Origin of the sequence: Pseudomonas sp. lyk4-TYG-107, assembly GCF_030209055.1 — a bacterium.
In the GTDB taxonomy this organism is placed as follows: Bacteria; Pseudomonadota; Gammaproteobacteria; order Pseudomonadales; family Pseudomonadaceae; genus Aquipseudomonas; species Aquipseudomonas putida_A.
On the sequence record NZ_JARVST010000010.1, the window covers coordinates 39,893 to 58,934 of the forward strand.

15 protein-coding genes are annotated in these 19,042 nt (G+C 61.3%); 8 read left to right on the plus strand and 7 right to left on the minus strand.

What is annotated here, in order from left to right:
• Positions 1-4: 4 nt before the first annotated feature.
• A complete protein-coding gene (locus tag QRN61_RS10705; protein ID WP_096796794.1) occupies positions 5-994 on the minus strand; it encodes a 2-hydroxyacid dehydrogenase in 990 nt (329 codons plus the stop codon).
• Between the two features lie 83 nt (positions 995-1,077).
• Entirely contained in the window at positions 1,078-3,831 is a 2,754-nt protein-coding gene (locus tag QRN61_RS10710) for a response regulator (protein WP_027612300.1), read from the minus strand.
• Between the two features lie 217 nt (positions 3,832-4,048).
• Between QRN61_RS10710 and QRN61_RS10715 the strand changes: the two genes are divergently transcribed.
• The 8 genes from QRN61_RS10715 (at position 4,049) to QRN61_RS10750 (ending at position 13,650) form a co-directional block, all read left to right on the plus strand.
• Positions 4,049-4,771: a response regulator transcription factor gene (locus tag QRN61_RS10715; RefSeq protein WP_285373751.1), complete on the plus strand. Its 723-nt coding sequence runs from the start codon at positions 4,049-4,051 to the stop codon at positions 4,769-4,771.
• Positions 4,758-6,182, plus strand: a complete 1,425-nt coding sequence (locus tag QRN61_RS10720; protein ID WP_183784380.1) for a sensor histidine kinase — start codon at positions 4,758-4,760, stop codon at positions 6,180-6,182. Before QRN61_RS10715 ends, QRN61_RS10720 begins: the two co-directional genes overlap by 14 nt.
• Positions 6,183-6,364: 182 nt before the next feature.
• Positions 6,365-7,387: a PDDEXK nuclease domain-containing protein gene (locus QRN61_RS10725; protein WP_285373752.1), complete on the plus strand. Its 1,023-nt coding sequence runs from the start codon at positions 6,365-6,367 to the stop codon at positions 7,385-7,387.
• A gap of 109 nt (positions 7,388-7,496) precedes the next feature.
• Positions 7,497-8,399, plus strand: coding sequence for a cysteine synthase CysM (cysM, locus tag QRN61_RS10730; protein WP_041067515.1), 903 nt, complete (start codon positions 7,497-7,499; stop codon positions 8,397-8,399).
• Positions 8,399-9,775 (plus strand): 23S rRNA (uracil(1939)-C(5))-methyltransferase RlmD, encoded by a 1,377-nt coding sequence (gene rlmD / locus QRN61_RS10735; protein ID WP_285373753.1) that lies wholly within the window; start codon positions 8,399-8,401, stop codon positions 9,773-9,775. Before cysM ends, rlmD begins: the two co-directional genes overlap by 1 nt.
• A 101-nt stretch (positions 9,776-9,876) precedes the next feature.
• Positions 9,877-12,120, plus strand: a complete 2,244-nt coding sequence (gene relA, locus QRN61_RS10740; protein WP_027612305.1) for a GTP diphosphokinase — start codon at positions 9,877-9,879, stop codon at positions 12,118-12,120.
• Positions 12,121-12,247: 127 nt separating this feature from the next.
• Positions 12,248-13,081 (plus strand): nucleoside triphosphate pyrophosphohydrolase, encoded by an 834-nt coding sequence (mazG, locus tag QRN61_RS10745; protein WP_096796789.1) that lies wholly within the window; start codon positions 12,248-12,250, stop codon positions 13,079-13,081.
• Between the two features lie 26 nt (positions 13,082-13,107).
• Positions 13,108-13,650, plus strand: a complete 543-nt coding sequence (locus QRN61_RS10750; RefSeq protein WP_007968960.1) for a DUF2058 domain-containing protein — start codon at positions 13,108-13,110, stop codon at positions 13,648-13,650.
• Positions 13,651-13,720: 70 nt separating this feature from the next.
• On the opposite strand, the gene QRN61_RS10755 is transcribed toward QRN61_RS10750, so the two are convergent.
• The 5 genes from QRN61_RS10755 to QRN61_RS10775 form a co-directional block, all read right to left on the minus strand.
• Complete coding sequence (locus QRN61_RS10755) at positions 13,721-13,909, minus strand: hypothetical protein (protein ID WP_095137166.1); 189 nt, start codon at positions 13,907-13,909, stop codon at positions 13,721-13,723.
• Positions 13,910-14,212: 303 nt separating this feature from the next.
• Positions 14,213-15,433, minus strand: coding sequence for a beta-ketoacyl-ACP synthase I (gene fabB / locus QRN61_RS10760; protein WP_007968959.1), 1,221 nt, complete (start codon positions 15,431-15,433; stop codon positions 14,213-14,215).
• A gap of 11 nt (positions 15,434-15,444) precedes the next feature.
• On the minus strand, positions 15,445-15,960 hold the full coding sequence (gene fabA / locus QRN61_RS10765) for a 3-hydroxyacyl-[acyl-carrier-protein] dehydratase FabA (RefSeq protein WP_003227150.1): 516 nt from the start codon (positions 15,958-15,960) through the stop codon (positions 15,445-15,447).
• Positions 15,961-16,207: 247 nt separating this feature from the next.
• Positions 16,208-18,112 carry a response regulator gene (locus QRN61_RS10770; RefSeq protein ID WP_166497760.1) on the minus strand — a complete coding sequence of 635 codons (1,905 nt, stop codon included), beginning with the start codon at positions 18,110-18,112 and terminating at the stop codon, positions 16,208-16,210.
• Complete coding sequence (locus QRN61_RS10775; protein ID WP_285373754.1) at positions 18,109-19,041, minus strand: ABC transporter substrate-binding protein; 933 nt, start codon at positions 19,039-19,041, stop codon at positions 18,109-18,111. Before QRN61_RS10775 ends, QRN61_RS10770 begins: the two co-directional genes overlap by 4 nt.
• Between the last annotated feature and the right edge of the window lies 1 nt (position 19,042).

Genomic DNA, 19,042 nt, shown 5'->3' on the forward strand with positions numbered 1-19,042 from the left:
GCCTTCAACCTTCGACCTGGTTCTGCGGCGCGCCTGCGGCCCAGGTCGCGATGTTGTGCAGGGTGGTCGCGGCAATCGCGCCCAGCGCTTCATGGGTCAGAAACGCCTGATGCGCGGTGATGATCACGTTCGGGAAGGTCAGCAGCCGCGCCAATACGTCGTCCTGCAACGGCAAGTCGCTGCGATCCTCGAAAAACAGCTGCGCCTCTTCTTCATACACATCCAGTCCCAGATAGCCCAGTTGGCCGTCCTTCAAGGCGTCGATCAGCGCCGGCGTGTCGACCAGGCCGCCGCGTCCGGTGTTGATCAACATCGCCCCCGGTTGCAGGTGTGCCAGTGACTCGCGGTTGATCAAGTGTTTGCTTTGGGTATTGAGCGGGCAGTGCAGGCTGATGATCCGCGACTGCGCGAGCAGCTCCGGCAGGCTCAGGTAACGTGCGCCCAGCGCCACGACCTCAGGGTTTGGGTACGGGTCGTAGGCCAGCAATTGGCAACCGAAACCGTGCATGATTTTCGCGAACGTCGCGCCGATCTGCCCGGTGCCGACAATCCCCACGGTTTTGCCCACCAGATCGAAACCGGTCAGGCCGTGCAGCGTGAAATCGCCTTCGCGGGTGCGGTTGTAGGCGCGGTGCAGGCGTCGGTTGAGTGCCAGAATCAGCGCCACCGCGTGTTCGGCCACCGCATGCGGCGAGTAGGCCGGGACCCGCACCACCGCCAGCCCGAGGCGTTTTGCCGCGAGCAGATCAACATGGTTGTAGCCCGCCGAGCGCAGGGCGATCAGCCGTGTGCCACCGGCGGCGAGGCGCTCCAGCACCGGCGCACTGAGGTCGTCATTGATGAAGGCGCAGACCACCTCGTGCTGCTCGGCCAGGGCGGCGGTGTCGAGACTGAGCCGGGCCGGCTGAAAGTGCAGTTCTATCCCGGCCGGGCATTCGGCGCCGAGGAAGCTGTCGCGGTCATAGGTCTGGCTGCTGAAAACGAGCGTGCGCATGAATTCCTCCTGGAACGGGGTGGCGAGTCAGCGTTGACGGCCACCACTTTAACGGCGGATGCCGCTGCCGGCATTGCCGTGGATCAGGCGCTGATCCTGGCTTGCGTCGCGAGTCGATTGATCGCCCGCTCCAGTTCTTCCAGCGCCACCACTGCCTTCGGATCGCCCTGTTTGAGCAGGGTTTCACTGCGCTGACAGGCCGCGCGTAACTGCGGCACGCCACAATATCGGGTCGCACCGTGCAGGCGATGCACGCGCTCGATCAGTGCGTTCTGATCCCGGGCTTCACTGGCGGCACGAATGGCTTCGCGGTCAGCCTCCAGCGAGGCGAGCAACATGGCCAGCATGTCGGCTGCCAGATCGGCCTTGCCGGCGGCCAGACGCAAGCCTTCTTCGTGGTCGAGCACCGGCAACTCATTGCCACCCGCCGCGCTGTCGCTGGCCCGTTCCGTTCCTTGATTGCGCAAGGCCAGACCGGTCCACTTCAGCACCACTTGCGCCAGTTGCCGCTCGCTGATCGGCTTGGTCAGATAGTCATCCATGCCGCTTTGCAGCAAGGCGCGTTTTTCGTTGGCCATGGCGTGGGCGGTGAGGGCGACGATCGGCAGCGGTGTGCTATGCCGTTCGCTTTCCCACTGGCGAATGGTTTCGGTGGTCTGGCGTCCGTCCATACCCGGCATCTGTACGTCCATCAGCACCAGATCGAAGGACTCGCTCTGCACCGCTTTGACTGCTGCGTAGCCGCTTTCCACGGCCAGAACCTTGGCGCCCATGTCTTCGAGCAGAGTCTGCACCAGCAACAGGTTGGCCGGGTTGTCGTCGACGCACAGCACTTTCGGTGCACGGCTCGACAGCGGCTCACCCGGCTCGTTACGCGGCTGGCGTGGATTGGCCAGATCGGCCAACGCCCGACGCAGTTTGCGCGTGCAGGCTGGTTTGGCCTGCAGCTGGCTGTGCGGGTTGGGCACCGAGAGATGGAACAGCGTCTGTTCGGTGGTCGGGCACAGCACCAGCACTTTGCAACCGAGGTGTTCGAGATCCCAGATGTGCTGGTTCAAGCGCTCCGGGAGCATGTCGTTGCTGGTGATGCCGAGCACCGCAAGGTCGATCGCCTGATCGGTCTGGTGCGCGCCAGTGACGCCGTTGGTCAGGCTCTCCAGCGTATTGAACGGCGTGACGTCGAGGCCGCAGTCTTCCAGTTGATGCTGCAGGGCCTGACGCGCCAGTTCGTGATTTTCCAGCACCGCCACGCGACGCCCGAGCAGTGGCGGGCCCGGCAGGTCTTCGCTGTCGTCGCGGGTTTTCGGCAGGCTCAGGCTGATCCAGAATTCCGAGCCTTCGCCCGGGGTGCTGTCGACGCCGATTTCGCCACCCATCTGTTCGATCAGACGCTTGGAGATCACCAGACCCAGACCGGTACCGCCGGGTTGGCGCGACAGCGAGTTGTCGGCCTGACTGAAGGCCTGGAACAACGCGCGCACGTCCTGACTCGACAGGCCGATGCCGGTGTCCTGAATGCTGATGCGCAACTGCACGCTGTCTTCGTGTTCTTCTTCAAGCATGGCGCGGGCGACGATGGTGCCTTCGCGGGTGAACTTGATCGCGTTGCTGACCAGGTTGGTGAGGATCTGCTTGAGGCGCAGCGGGTCGCCGACCAGCGACAGCGGCGTGTCGCGATAAACCAGACTCACCAGCTCCAATTGCTTGGCGTGGGCTGCCGGCGCCAGGATGGTCAGGGTGTCCTGCAACAGGTCGCGAAGGTTGAACGGGATATGGTCGAGCACCAGTTTGCCGGCCTCGATCTTCGAGAAATCGAGAATCTCGTTGATGATCCCCAGCAGGCTGTCAGCGGACTTTTCGATGGTGCCCAGATAGTCGAGCTGGCGCGGGGTCAGTTCGCTTTTCTGCAACAGATGCGTGAAACCGAGAATGCCGTTGAGCGGCGTGCGGATCTCATGGCTCATGTTGGCGAGGAACTCGGATTTGATCCGGCTCGCCTCCAGTGCTTCTTTGCGCGCCAGGTCCAGTTCGATGTTCTGGATCTCGATGGTTTCCAGATTCTGCCGCACGTCTTCGGTGGCCTGATCGACGCTGTGCTGCAGTTCTTCGCGAGCGTTCTGCAAGGTGCCGGCCATGCGGTTGATGCCCGAGGCGAGCTCGTCCAGTTCCTGACTGCCGAGCGGTGGCAGGCGGGTTTCCAGATGACCGTCCTTGAGCTGGGCAACTGCCTGTTTGATCTGGCTCAGCGGGCGGTTGATGGTGCGGCCCATGCGCAACGCGAGCAGGGCCGCGCCCGCCAGACCGGCGGCAATCAGCAGCAGGCTGGCAAACAGGCTGCGATAACCGCGCAGCAGCATGCCGTTGTGCGACAGCTCCAGTTCGACCCAGCCGAGCAGACGGTCGGATTCTTCGGGGATCAGATCACCAGCGAGGTTGCGATGCTTGCCGAACACCGGCATCAGGTAACGGGTGGCGTCATTGCCGCTGCGCCGTTGCAGTTGTGCACTGTCACCGCTGGGCGCCTGATTGAGCATGGTCGGGCCGGCGTGCGCCAGCGGTGTGCGGTCGGGGGCGAGGAAGGTGACGGCGCGCACGTCAGGCTGTTCGAGGGACTGGGTGGCGATGCGTTCGAGCAGATCGGTGTTGCCATGGCCCATGGCGGGCGCCACCAGCGGCGCCAGTTGTTCGGCGATCATTTCACCGCGCTGCATCAATTGGGTCTGCAAATCGGACTGTTGCATCCAGGTGAAATAGCCACCGAGCACCAACGCCATCAGGCTGGTGGGCAACAGGGTCAGCAACAACACGCGACCTTTGATTCCCAGTTTCTTGAGCACACCCATCTCCTGCATCCCGCTGAACTGTTGACTCGCACGTGCGTCCGGCACGCGACATTGGCGCAGTGTAGCGATTTGCAGGCGGGCAATCTTCGGAAAAATCATGTCGCCATTGGTCGGCGCGGCCTGGCGCGTTTGTCCGGCCGGTCAAGCTTGGGTTGCCCGATGGCGGGCAATCTTGAATAATCGGCCAACTGAGAATTATTAGCAGATACTCATGACTCCTGTTTCCACCGACCTGCCACGCATTCTCGCCATTGAGGACGACCCGGTGCTGGGCGCCTATGTTCACGAGCATCTGGGCCGCAGCGGCTTTGCGGTGACCTGGTGCCAGAACGGTCAGGAAGGGCTGAACATTGCGCGTCACCAGCCGTTCGACGTGGTGCTGATGGACATTCTGCTGCCGGGGCTCGACGGCCTGAAGGTGCTGACGCAGTTGCGCCAGAGCCATTCGACGCCGGTGCTGCTGATGTCGGCGCTGGGCGCCGAGGCCGATCGCATCAGCGGTTTTCGCCTGGGCGCCGATGATTATCTGCCCAAGCCGTTCAGCATGGCCGAGCTGCATGTGCGGATCGAAGCGATCCTGCGCCGGGTGGCGCTGGATCGACGTCCGGCAGCGATTGCCCCGGCTACGATCCACGGCGCGCTGCGTTTCGACGACGAACAGTGCGAAGTCTTCTATAACCAGCATGCTGCCGGCCTGACCCGCAGCGAATACCGTCTGCTGGAAACCCTCAATCGCAACGACGAAGAAGTGCTGAGCAAGGCCTTCCTTTATCAGCATGTGCTGCAACGCGGCTACGCGGCCCACGACCGCAGCCTCGACATGCACATCAGCCAGATCCGCCGCAAACTCAAGGCCATCGGTTACGCCGAACGGGAAGTGCGCACGGTGTGGGGCAAGGGTTATGTGCTGAGTGCCACCGATGAAAATCTCTGACCTGCCGGGGCGGCATTCGCTGTTCTGGAAACTGGCGTGTCTGCTGGTAGCGTTCTGTCTGTTGATGATCTGGCTGAGCTGGTCCTGGGGCCGCTACATGGAAGAGCGCAACCAGTATCTCTCCGACGAGGCGCGCGGCACTCTGAGCCGTTATGCCAGCGAAGCCGAGCGGGCGTGGCAGCGTGGTGAGCGCGACGGGGTCGATAACTGGTTGCAGAGCATGGAGCTGCGTGAGGCCGCCTGGGTCGGGGTGATCGACCGCAATCTGCAGTCGTTGAGCAGCGATCCGCTGAATGAACAGGAAATCCAGCACCTGACCTTTTTACGCGGCCTCGACTGGCCGATCCACAAACAAGGCCGGCCATGGCTGCGCGTACCGTTTCCGCAGAATCCGTCCGCCGGCAGTCTGGTGATTGAGTTGCCCGAGCGCTTCCTGCCGGGGAAATACCGGGTGTTCTGGCGGGTGATCACCAACGGGGTGATTCCGGGATTGTTCACCTTGCTGCTGTGTGTCGGTCTGTATCGCTTGCTGGTGGTGCCGCTGAACAATCTACGCAAGCAGGCCAATGCGTGGCGTGCCGACCAATTGAATGTGCGTCTGTCGAGCGGCATTACCCAGCGCCCGGACGAACTCGGTGAACTGGCGCGGGCCTTCGATTCAATGTCCGAACGCCTGCAATCCACCGTCGCCCTGCAACAGCAATTGCTGCGCGACCTGTCCCATGAACTGCGCACGCCGCTGAGCCGGCTGCGGGTGGCCAGTGAAAGCGAGCAGGATCTACGGCAACTGCGCGAGCGCATCAGCCGTGAAGTCGACGGCATGCAACGACTGGTCGAAGACACCCTGCAACTGGCGTGGCTCGACACCGAGCGTGCGCCGCTGCCGGACGAGGCGATCCAGATTCAGGCCTTGTGGGAAATGCTCACCGACAATGCCTGTTATGAAAGCGGCTGGCCGAGCCTGCAATTGCAGTGCGCGGTGCCGGCGTCGTGCTGGGTGCGCGGCAACCTCAATACTTTGGCGCAGGCGCTGGAGAACATTCTGCGCAACGCTATTCGGCATTCGCCCGAGGGCGGCATCGTGCGCCTCGATGGACGGCGTGACGGCGATTACTGGCATTTGTGGCTGGAGGATCAGGGCGGCGGGGTGGCCGAGGGCGATCTGCAACGGATCTTCTCACCCTTCACCCGCCTCGACGGCTCGCGCCCGGGGGACGGCGGTTTTGGGCTGGGGCTGAGCATTGCGAGGAATGCGGTGCAGCGTCAGGGTGGGATGGTGTGGGCGGAGAATGGTGGGGCGGGGTTGCGCTTGAATTTGCGCCTGGTGGCTGACGATGATGTCGCATCGACTGATGCTATCGCGAGCAGGCTCGCTCCTACACTGGAACTCGTTTCGCCACCGAACGTGTGAACAACGCAGATCTCCTGTAGGAGTGAGCCTGCTCGCGATGGGGAATTTCGCTTCACCGCTGTCAGCCCGTGCGGGAGGGTTCGCGTATTTTTGTACGACCTTTCCTAAAGGAGTTTATCGACGTTTTAACCCGTCCTTGACCGTTTACTCTCGGGGCTCCGCTCGTCCTCAAGGAACTGGTCATGACTGCAACCGACATCCCCGGCAATGCCTCCGATAACCGTTTCAATGAAGTACTGGCGCTGATTCAGAACGCCAGACAGCAAGCCGTGCAGGCAGTAAATACGCAGTTGATCGAGTTGTACTGGCAGGTGGGGGGGTACATCAGCCGCAAGATGGAGATGGCTGAGTGGGGCGATTCGGTTATCAGTCAGTTAGCTAAACATCTGGCTGAGACACAGCCGGGTTTGCGCGGGTTTACCCGGCCAAACCTGTTTCGCATGCGCCAGTTCTACGATACATACCGGGGCGACTCAATTGTCTCACCACTGGTGAGACAATTGCCTTGGACTCATAACATGATCATTTTAAGTCAAAGCAGACACCCGGAGGAACGCGAGTTCTATCTGCGCATGGCGATTCAGGAAAAGTGGTCAAAGCGCGAACTCGAACGCCAACTCAAGGCTGCGCTCTTCGAACGCAGCATCACCCAGCCCGCAAAGGCTTCTGCTGTCCTCAAACAGACTCATCCCGCCGCACTCGAGATCTTCCGTGACGCCTACATGGTCGAATTTCTCGACCTGCCCGGCGTACACGCCGAGACCGATCTGCACCAAGGTTTGCTGGGGCGACTGAAGGAGTTTCTGATCGAGTTGGGGCGCGATTTCTGCTTCGTCGGCTCGAAGTATCCGGTACAAGTTGGCGGTCGTGATTTCGCCCTTGATCTGCTGTTCTTCCATCGTGGGCTCAACTGTCTTGTCGCCATCGAGCTCAAGGTCGGACGTTTTGAACCTGAATATCTGGGCAAGCTGAATTTCTATCTTGAAGCGCTGGATCGCGGCGTTCGCAAGCCTCACGAGAATCCGGCCATCGGCGTATTGCTTTGCGCCAGCAAGGAGGACGAGGTAGTCGAATATGCCCTCAATCGCAGTTTGTCTGCGGCACTGATCGCGGAATATCAGGTGCAGTTGCCAGACAAACAATTGCTGCAAGCCAAATTGCACGAGTTCTATGCCATGAATGTCGCAGGAGAAGAGGAAGGCTGAGCCATCTGCTTATTCCCAGAAACCATAAGCACCGCACTTTGCGTGATATGGCCTGCGAACGTTTGCCGGTATGATAGGCGCCCCCGCACGTCTGGATTGCGAATACGCCATGACCCTGCAGTACCCAACCATCGCCGATTGCGTCGGCAACACTCCGCTGGTGCGTTTGCAGCGCCTGCCCGGTGCCACCAGCAACACCCTATTGCTCAAGCTCGAAGGGAACAACCCGGCGGGCTCGGTCAAGGACCGTCCGGCGCTGTCGATGATCACCCGTGCCGAACTGCGCGGGCAGATCCACGCCGGTGACACGCTGATCGAAGCGACCTCGGGCAACACCGGGATTGCGCTGGCCATGGCCGCCGCGATCAAGGGTTACAAGATGATCCTGATCATGCCGGACAACTCCAGTGCCGAACGTAAAGCGGCGATGACCGCTTACGGTGCCGAGCTGATTCTGGTCAGTCAGGAAGAGGGCATGGAAGGCGCTCGCGATCTCGCCCAGCGGATGGAAGCCGAAGGCCGTGGCAAGGTGCTCGATCAGTTCGCCAACGGCGATAATCCGGAAGCGCATTACACCACCACCGGCCCGGAAATCTGGCGTCAGACCCAGGGCACCATCACCCATTTCGTCAGTTCGATGGGCACCACCGGCACCATCATGGGCGTCTCGCGCTACTTGAAAGAGCAGAGCGACAGCGTGCAGATCATCGGGCTGCAACCGATGGAAGGCTCGGCCATTCCCGGCATCCGTCGCTGGCCGCAGGAATACCTGCCGAAGATCTATCAGGCCGACCGCGTCGACCGTATTGTCGACATGGCGCAAAGCGAAGCCGAGGACGTCACCCGGCGTCTGGCCCGCGAAGAAGGCATCTTCTGTGGCGTGTCCTCGGGCGGTGCGGTGGCAGCGATGCTGCGCCTGTCCAAAGAAGTTGAAAACGCGGTGATCGTCGCGATCATTTGCGACCGTGGCGACCGTTATCTGTCGACCGGCATTTTCGACGCGGCCAACTGATGGCCAAGCACGAGAGAGGCCTGCGCTTCCAGCCCACCGGCGGCAGCAAGGCCGCGCAAATTCCGACCGGCAAAAAACAGCGCTTGAACATCGAGCGCCTGGCCAATGACGGTCGCGGCATCGCGTTTTTCGAAGGCAAAACCTGGTTCGTCCTCGGCGCCCTCGCCGGTGAAGAGGTCGAGGCGCGGGTGCTTGGCGCCCGCGGCAAAGTGGTCGAAGCGCGCACCGAGCGCGTGTTCAAGGCCAGCGAATTGCGTCGCCCGGCAGCCTGTCAGCATGCCGGCCGCTGCGGCGGGTGCAGCGTGCAGCATTTGCCCCACACCGAACAGCTTGCCCTGAAACAGCGCATGCTCGCCGAGCAGCTGTCGAAGGTTGCCGGGGTCGCGCCTGACGAATGGGCTGCGCCGTTGACTGGCCCGGAATTCGGCTATCGCCGCCGCGCGCGGATCGCCGTGCGCTGGGACATGAAAGCCAAGCAGCTTGAAGTCGGTTTCCGCGCTGCCGGCAGTCAGGACATCGTCGCCATCAACGAATGCCCGGTGCTGGTACAGCCCTTGCAACCGATCATGACCCGTTTGCCGGAGATGCTCCGTCGTTTGAGCAAACCGCAAGCGCTGGGGCACGTCGAGTTGTTCAGTGGTTCTTCGCTGGCGGTGTTGTTGCGACACATGGCGCCGTTGTCTGAAGCCGACCTGACGATCCTCAAGGAATTCTGCCAGTTCCATGAAGCGCAACTGTGGCTGCATGGCGACGGCGAGCCGCAACCGGTGGATGCCACGCAGTCGCTGGGTTATCGCCTGGAGCAGTGGGATCTGGATCTGGCCTGGCGCCCGGGGGATTTCATTCAGGTCAACGCCGGGGTCAATGAGGCCATGGTCGCGCAGGCGCTGGACTGGCTGAAGCCGACCGGTGACGAGCGCGTACTCGACCTGTTCTGCGGTCTGGGCAACTTCGCCTTGCCGCTGGCCAAAAGCGTGCGTGAAGTGGTGGCGGTGGAGGGCGTGCAGACCATGGTCGACCGTGCCGCTGCGAACGCTGCTAGCAACAATTTGCATAACACAAAGTTTTTTCAAGCCGATTTATCCCAGCCTTTGACCGATGCTCAGTGGATCGGAAACGGCTTTTCTGCGGTACTCTTGGACCCACCGCGTGACGGTGCTTTCGAGGTGGTGCGCAAGCTCGCGACCCTGGGTGCCAAACGGTTGGTGTATGTATCGTGCAACCCTGCAACTCTGGCGCGCGATACGGTCGAATTGATCAAGCAGGGCTACCGGTTAAAACGTGCCGGGATTCTCGATATGTTTCCTCAGACGGCACATGTCGAGGCCATGGCGTTATTTGAAGCGAGCCAGGATGGCTCGTCTGAATCCGTCTGACCTGTCCGGGCGGCGCTCGCTTTAGCCCTGCGAGCGCATACGGGCGTTGAGGGTCAGCGATTTGACGCATTGAATCTGCGTCGTAGGGAAGGTAAAGCAGCATGGTACAGGTGAGAGCACACCAGCCGATCAACACTGACGGCAGTATCAATCTCGAGGCTTGGCTCGATCACGCGGTCAGTGTCGACATGGCACTGGATCGCGAAGCCTTGAAAGAAGCCTGCGAGTTCGCTCGCGAGGCCGAACAGCAGTCCAATGCCAAGAAGAATCTGTGGGCCGAAGGCTCCGGCAGTTTCAGCACGGGACTGGAGATCGCCGAGATCCTCGCCGATCTCAAACTCGATCAGGATTCGCTGGTCGCGGCGGTGCTTTATCGCGGTGTTCGCGAGGGCCAGATCGAGCTCGCGGCGGTCAGCCAGCGCTTCGGTCCCGTCGTGGCCAAACTGATCGACGGCGTGCAGCGCATGGCGGCGATCAGTGCCAGCCTCAGCCCGCGCCAGTCGATGGTGATGGGCACCCAAGGCCAGGTGGAAAACCTGCGCAAGATGCTGGTGGCGATGGTCGACGACGTTCGTGTCGCGCTGATCAAACTGGCCGAACGTACCTGCGCCATTCGCGCGGTGAAAACCGCTGACGACGAGAAGCGCAACCGCGTCGCCCGGGAAGTCTTCGACATCTATGCGCCGCTCGCGCATCGACTCGGCATCGGTCATATCAAGTGGGAACTGGAGGACTTGTCCTTCCGGTACCTGGAACCCGATCAATACAAACAGATCGCCAAGCTGCTCCACGAGCGACGGCTGGACCGTGAGCGGTTCATCAGCGATGTGATGACCCAGCTCAAGGACGAATTGCAGGCCACCGGCGTCGACGCCGATATCAGCGGCCGGGCCAAACACATCTATTCGATCTGGCGCAAAATGCAGCGCAAGGGTCTGGAATTCAGCCAGATCTACGACGTGCGCGCCGTGCGCGTGCTGGTGCCGGAAATGCGCGACTGCTACACCGCGCTCGGCATCGTCCACACCCTGTGGCGGCACATCCCGAAGGAATTCGACGACTACATCGCCAACCCGAAAGAGAACGGCTACCGCTCGCTGCACACCGCGGTAATCGGCCCGGAAGGCAAGGTTCTCGAAGTGCAGATTCGTACGCACTCGATGCACGAAGAGGCCGAGCTCGGCGTCTGCGCGCACTGGCGCTACAAGGGCACCGACGTCAAATCCGGCTCGAACCACTACGAAGAGAAAATCTCCTGGCTGCGGCAGGTGCTCGAATGGCACGAAGAGCTGGGCGACATCGGTGGTCTGGCCGAACAGCTGCGGGTCGATATCGAACCGGACCGGGTCTACATCTTCACCCCGGACGGTCATGCCATCGACTTGCCGAAGGGCGCGACGCCGCTGGACTTCGCCTATCGCGTGCACACCGAAATCGGGCACAACTGCCGTGGCGCGAAGATCAACGGGCGGATCGTGCCGCTCAACTACAGCCTGCAGACCGGTGAACAGGTCGAGATCATCACCAGCAAGCACGGTACGCCGAGCCGCGACTGGCTGAACCCGAACCTGGGCTACGTCACCACCTCGCGGGCGCGGGCGAAAATCGTTCACTGGTTCAAGTTGCAGGCCCGTGACCAGAACGTCGCGGCCGGTAAAACCCTGATCGAGCGCGAACTCAATCGCCTCGGTCTGCCGGCGGTGGATTTCGACAAGCTGGCCGAAAAGGCCAACATGAAAACCGCCGAAGACATGTTCGCCGCCCTCGGTGCCGGCGACCTGCGTCTGGCGCAACTGGTCAACCTGGCGCAGCAATTGGTCGAGCCGGAGCGTGGCAACGAACAGCTGGAGTTGATCCCGCGCAAAGCTACCGGTTACAAGCCGGGCAAGCGCGGCGACATCCAGATCCAGGGCGTCGGCAATCTGATGACGCAGATGGCTGGCTGCTGCCAGCCGCTGCCGGGCGACGCGATCGTCGGCTACATCACTCAGGGTCGTGGCGTGAGCATTCACCGGCAGGACTGCGCCTCGGTGCTGCAACTGGCCGGGCGCGAGCCGGAGCGGATCATCCAGGTCAGCTGGGGCCCGGTGCCGGTGCTCACCTATCCGGTGGACATCGTCATCCGCGCCTACGACCGTTCCGGTCTGCTGCGGGACGTCTCGCAGGTGCTGCTCAACGAGCGGATCAACGTGCTGGCGGTCAACACCCGCTCGAACAAGGAAGACAACACTGCGTTGATGTCGCTGACCATCGAGATTCCCGGGCTGGATGCGCTGGGGCGCTTGCTGGGGCGGATTTCGCAGTTGCCGAACATCATCGAGACGCGGCGTAACCGTACCCCGTGATGTCGTTTTTCTGTGGGAGCGAGCCTGCTCGCGAAGAGGGTGTGTCAGCCGACAAGGTTGTTGCAGACACACCGCTTTCGCGAGCAGGCTCGCTCCCACAATGGTTTTGTGGTGAGACAGAAAAATGATGCACAGCCTTGAAGACCTGCTCCACCTGATGAACCGCCTGCGCGACCCGCAGTACGGTTGCCCGTGGGACATCAAGCAAACCTACGCGACCATCGTCCCGCACACCCTCGAAGAAGCCTACGAAGTGGCCGACGCCATCGAGCGGGGCGACTTCGATCACTTGCAGGGCGAGCTGGGTGATCTGCTGTTTCAGGTGGTTTATTACAGCCAGTTGGCCAAGGAAGAAGGGCGCTTCGAATTCGCCGGGGTGATCGACAGCATCACTCGCAAGCTGATCCGCCGCCATCCGCACGTGTTCCCCACCGGCGATCTGTATGCGCCGCTGGACGTACCACGCTTGAGCGAAGAGCAGGTCAAGCAGCGCTGGGAAGAGATCAAGGCCGAAGAACGCGCCGAGAAATCCGCCGCGCCCGAGCAGCTGTCACTGCTCGATGATGTACCTGCCGCGCTGCCGGCACTGTCGCGCTCGGCCAAGTTGCAAAAGCGTGCCGGGCAGGTCGGTTTCGACTGGCCGGATGCGTTGCCGGTGCTGGACAAAGTGCGCGAAGAGCTCGATGAAGTGCTCGAAGCCATGTCTGAAAACGATCCGCAAGCGGTGGCCGACGAGATCGGCGATCTGCTGTTTTCCGTGGTCAATCTGGCCCGGCACCTGAAGGTCGATCCGGAAACCGCGCTGCGTGGCGCCAACGCCAAGTTTGAAAGACGTTTCCGTTTTATCGAACAGGCATTGCGCGACACCCGTCGTCCCATGGAAGATTGCACCCTCGAAGAGTTGGACGCCCTGTGGGGTGAAGCCAAACGTCAGGAAAAGAATTTGCCCAGCTGCGGCTGAGCCGTTGCCCAAGTGAGTAAGCATTAATGAGCCTTTCCCTTCGCGACCAGTTGCTCAAAGCAGGTCTGGTCAACCAAAAGCAGGCCAAGCAGGTCAGCAAAGACAAGCAGAAGCAACAGCGTCTGGCCCACAAAGGGCAGGCCGAGCTGGATGATTCGCAGCAGCGCGCCGCTCAGGAAGCCATGGCCGAGAAGGTCAAGCGCGATCAGGAGTTGAACCGTCAGCAGCAGGAGAAAGCCGAGGCCAAGGCCCGTGCCGCGCAGGTCAAGCAGTTGATCGAAGTCTCGCGTCTGCCGAAGCTGACCACCGAGGACTACTACAACTTCGTCGACGACAAGAAGGTCAAGCGCATCTCGGTCAATACGTTGATGCGCAACAAGCTCAGCAGCGGCTCGCTGGCGATCGTGCACCATGCCGGCGGCTACGAAGTGATCCCTCGTGAAGCGGCCCTGAAGATCCAGGAGCGCGACCCGCAACGTATCGTGCAGCTCAACGTGCAGACCGAAGAGGTCAATGCCGAGGACGATCCGTACGCGGCCTATCAGATCCCGGATGACCTGATGTGGTAAACCGATAAAGCTGTAATAACGACAAACCCCGCTCATGGCGGGGTTTGTCGTTTTCAATGCTGTGGTTGCTTCAGGCGGATTTCAGATCCCGCTGCTGTTCCTGCAGTTCAAGTTCGGCCTTGTAGTTGTGGGCGTCGATCTCGTTGTGGAACATGCCGACCAGCAAGTCTTGTTGATGCACATCCCAGATGCGGATACCGGCGGCTACGCCTTCGTGGGACATGTGTGAATCGTCGCGTTCAGTTACTTTTACAGTCATCTGCTAGCTCCAAATCTCAAGTTATCTGCAGCAAGGCGTGTGCAGGACTCTTTTATATGATTTGTTAGCTTGCTAAGTAAACGCTTGATTTGCGCAAGGTGTTGTTGCGGTTTTTGCAACAGTGCTGCAGCCCGCGTAATCCGCGACATTCGGTCGCAGGGTGCAAGGTTTCATGACAGAAGTTTCATTTTCAGGCGCACTGATATCCCCTGTGGGAGCGGAGTGCCTGGCGACTTTCTCCAGACGAAAAAAAACGCCCCGAACCAGTCGGGGCGTTTTCATGTGTGGCTCAGCAGCGGGGGCTTATTTGCCTTCCCAACGCTTCAGCACCAGCGTGGCGTTAGTGCCGCCGAAGCCGAAGCTGTTGCTCATCACGGTGTTGATGGTGGCGTTTTCGCGGGTCTTGGTCAGCACCGGCAGATCGGCCACTTCAGGGTCCAGTTCGTCGATGTTGGCGGAGCCGGCGATGAAGTTGCCTTCCATCATCAGCATGCAGTAGATCGCTTCGTGAACGCCGGCGGCGCCCAGGGAGTGACCGGACAGGCTCTTGGTCGAGCTGATCGCTGGAGCCTTGTCGCCGAACACTTCACGCACACCTTTCATTTCCGCGACGTCGCCGACCGGAGTCGAGGTGCCGTGGGTGTTCAGGTAGTCGATCGGGGTGTCGACGGTGGACATTGCCATCTGCATGCAGCGGATCGCGCCTTCGCCACTTGGGGCAACCATGTCGTAGCCGTCGGACGTTGCGCCGTAGCCAACGATTTCGGCGTAGATCTTGGCACCACGGGCCAGAGCGTGTTCCAGCTCTTCAACCACGACCATGCCGCCACCACCAGCGATGACGAAACCGTCACGGTCGGCGTCGTAGGCGCGGGAGGCTTGCTCCGGGGTGTCGTTGCGCTTGCTGGACAGGGCGCCCATCGCGTCGAACAGGAACGACTGGCTCCAGTGCTCTTCTTCACCGCCACCGGCGAAGACGATGTCCTGCTTGCCCATCTGGATCTGTTCCATGGCGGTACCGATGCAGTGAGCACTGGTGGCGCAGGCAGAAGCGATGGAGTAGTTCAGGCCCTTGATCTTGAACGGCGTGGCCAGGCACGCGGAAACGGTGCTGCTCATGGTCCGCGTTACACGGTATGGGCCAACGCGCTTCACGCCTTTCTCGCGCAGGATGTCCAGCGCTTCCATCTGGTTCAGGGTCGACGCGCCGCCGGAGCCGGCGATCAGGCCGGTACGCGGGTTGGACACTTGCTCTTCGGTCAGGCCGGAGTCAGTGATCGCGTCTTTCATGGCCAGGTAGGCGTAAGCCGCTGCGTGGCCGACGAAACGATAGATCTTGCGATCGATCAGTTCTTCAAGGTTGAGGTCGATGGAGCCGGAAACCTGGCTACGCAGACCCATTTCAGCATATTCCGGGTTGAACCGGATGCCAGGGCGGCTTGCACGCAGGTTAGCGGAGACGGTCTCTTTGTCATTGCCCAGGCACGAAACAATGCCCAGACCAGTGATAACGACGCGGCGCATGCGAATAACCCTTAGAAGTTGTCAGTGGAGGTGAACACGCCGACGCGAAGGCCTTCGGCGGTGTAGATTTCGCGACCGTCGACAGTCACCGAACCGTCGGCGATGGCCAGGTTCAGCTTGCCCTTGAGGACGCGTTTGATATGAATGTTGTAGGTGACTTTCTTGGCGGTCGGCAGGACCTGGCCGAAGAATTTCACTTCGCCCGAACCCAGCGCACGGCCACGGCCCGGCAGGCCTTGCCAGCCCAGGAAGAAGCCGACCAGTTGCCACATGGCGTCCAGACCCAGGCAGCCCGGCATTACCGGATCGCCTTCGAAGTGGCACGCGAAGAACCACAGGTCAGGGTTGATATCCAGCTCGGCGACCAATTCACCTTTGCCGTACTTGCCGCCTTCTTCGCTGATCAGGGTGATGCGATCCACCATCAGCATGTTCGGGGCGGGCAGTTGCGCGTTACCTGGGCCGAACAGCTCACCGCGACTGCAGCGCAGCAGGTCTTCCCGAGTAAAGGCGTTTTGTTTGGTCATGCGAGCTCCTCAATAATCCCATGCGGCAGGTGGGGCAAATCTTCCCGGCCGATCGACGCGTTCATGCCTCGTACCGGCAGCCTACTCATAGACTATTGCGTTGTGGTGAAAGTCACAGCACCAAGGACATGAATGTACACTTGTGCACTGAAATTTTTATTCAAGCCTCTTTTGAGGCTTGTTCGGGTGCCTAAGACTGCCGCACTTTCGCTTTTCACGCCAGTCGCAGATGGTCGAAAAACCGTCACTACTGCACCCAGCGCTGCAGAATCTGTTGTAGGTCATTGCGTTTGAACGGCTTGGCCAGGTAATCGTTCATGCCCGCCGACAGGCAGGTTTCGCGGTCGCCCTGCAAGGCGTTGGCGGTCAGCGCGATGATCGGTACCTCGCCGCGTCCGGGCAGTTGACGGATCTGCCGAGTCGCCTCGTAACCGTCGATGATCGGCAGGCGGCAGTCCATCAGAATCACTTCGAAATCATTGCCTTCGGCGCTGCGCACCGCTTGCGCGCCATCGGTGGCGACGCTGACAGTAAAGCCGAGGCTGCGCAGCATGGCTTCGATGACCGTCTGGTTGACCGGGTTGTCCTCCACCAGCAACACATTGCGCCCCTCACCATGCCCGTTGCCATTGGCCGCGCGCGGTGCAGCCAGTTGCGGCAACGTCTGCTTATATAAGGCCAGCGGGATTTCCAGGGTGAACACCGACCCCAGGCCTTCTTCGCTTTGCGCGCGCAACGTCCCGCCCATGCGTTCGGCCAGGGTGCGGGCGATCGGCAAGCCGAGGCCGGTGCCGCCGTAGCGCCGGGAAATCGAACTGTCGGCCTGCTGGAACGCATTGAACATCAACTCCAGGCTTTCCGAGGAGATACCGATGCCACTGTCGCGCACCGAACAGGTGAACCACAGCAACTCGTGATCCAGCGACTGCCACTGCGCCTCGATGCTGACCCGGCCGCGCTCGGTGAACTTCAAGGCGTTGCCCACCAGATTGACCAGAATCTGCCGGATCCGCGTCGGGTCGCCCTGCACCTGCAAGTCGCGCATGTCCTCGGGGATCCGCAGATTCAGGTCCAGGCCACGCTGCACCGCGCTGTGCTGGAACGACTGGGCGCAAGCGCCGATCAGGTCGGCGAGGTTGAACGGGATGTGCTCCAGTTCCAGCTCCGAGCGTTCGATCCGCGAGAAGTCGAGGATGTCATTGATGACTTTCAGCAGATGTTCGGTCGACTCCGAAGCAAGCGCCGCGTACTCGATCTGCTCCTCGGTCATGTCGGTGGTTTCCAGCAACTGCAACATGCCCAGCACGCCGTTCATGGGGGTGCGCAGTTCGTGGCTCATCATCGCCAGGAAATCGGATTTGGCATTGTTGGCCTTTTCCGCTTCCTCGCGGGTCTGGATCAGTTGCGCCATCGCCTGATGCTGTTCGCGGCTGGCCTGTTCCAGTGCCTGGGCGAGGTTGTTGATGTGCTGCGACAGCGCGCCCAACTCGGTGTCATCGACGATCGGCAGCGGGGTCTTGTAATCGCCCTGCTGAATCGCCTTGACCGCGTTGCCGATATCGCGAATCGGCGCTGACAGACTGCCGGCCAGACGCCGCGCCAGAACAAACGTGAAGAGCAGGGCAAACAACGCCAGAATCCCGGCCTTGAGCAGAATTTCCTGCTGGCGCTGACTGAAGGCATCGTTGGACAGACCGACGATCACCCGGCCCAGATAGTCTTCGCTGGTCACGTTGTTGCTGGCTTTGGCGTCGTGGAAAAAATCGCTGTTGAGGGCGATCCGTTGCAGGCGCACCGGGGCCTGGAACACCTCGACCTGATGCGGGCGGTTGTGCGCGTCGGCGGCTTGCTCAACGTAGGCGAGAATCCGGTTGGCGCTGTCCTGCACTTCCAGAAAGCGCACGTTCGGTGTGGCCAGGGTCGCTTTGAGCAGGCTTTCCAGCACTTCGTTGTTGCCGGAAATCACCCCGTACTCGGTGGCGGGCGCCAGTTGGTTGGCGATCAATTGCCCGGTGTGATTGAGCTCCTGCCGTAAATCCTGAATTCGCACGAAGGTAAAGAAACTGATCAGCAGCAGCGTGAGCAGCAGGGCCGGGCCGAGGCTGATCAATTGCGTGCGGGTGTTGATGTCCCAGCGGCGACGCAGATTCATGGGTGGCTTTCTCCTTCAGCCAACTGGCGGGCTACAGACGCTTCATCGATTGGCTCGATACCCAGGGAACGAGCGACCTGCACATTACTTGAGACCTTGAAACGATCGGGGTAGAGCGTGCGCGGCCACGTCGCCGGCGGGCGATCCAGCAACTGGTCAAGGATCGCCAGCCAGTCGGGCTGATCGCTGTAAGTGCTGGCGAGGCTGCCGGCGCGCACGAACGCCGCGTTCGGCCCGACCAGCGCCACTTGCCGGGAGTAACTGCTGAGCAACAGGTTTTTCGCGGTTTTCGGGTTGTACAGATCGGGATCGTCGAGGCCCAGCAACACATCACTGTTTCTCAGCACGCTTTGCAACGGGCGACTGTCCTGGGTGTTGTCCCAACGCTGGCTGACGATTTGCAGATTCAGCGGCGCTGCGGCCTGATGCAGCTCCTTGAGCAGGAATTCGCTGTGTTGGTCGAACAGCACGCCGACCCGGCGCACCTGCGGCAGAATCCGTCGAATCAGTTGCAGTTGCCGCCCCAGCGGCGGGTCGCTCCACAGCAGACTCAAGTGCGGCGGTTGTGCGCTACCCAGGCGTTGCCGCGCTTGCAGTCGGCTGATGCGCAACACCAGCGTCGCCGGGCCCTGGGGCTCCTGCAGACGCCAGTCGAGGCTGGGCAGGTCGAGCAGAATCATCCGCAGATTGCTCGGCAACTTGCCCGGCGCCGGCAGGCTGGCCAGCGGCTGGAACCGCACGTTGTCGGTGGGACGCAGCTCGCTCAGGGCCTGGACGAAGGCTTGCACCCCGGGGCTTTCTTCGGCGCCGGTCAACAGAATATCGGCGGCTTGCACCGCCACGCCGTGCAGCCACGCGGTCAAAAACAGACAGACACCGGCCAGCCAGTGGCCAAGGGTTGGCGTCTTGTTTGGCGTGGCGTAGCGCACC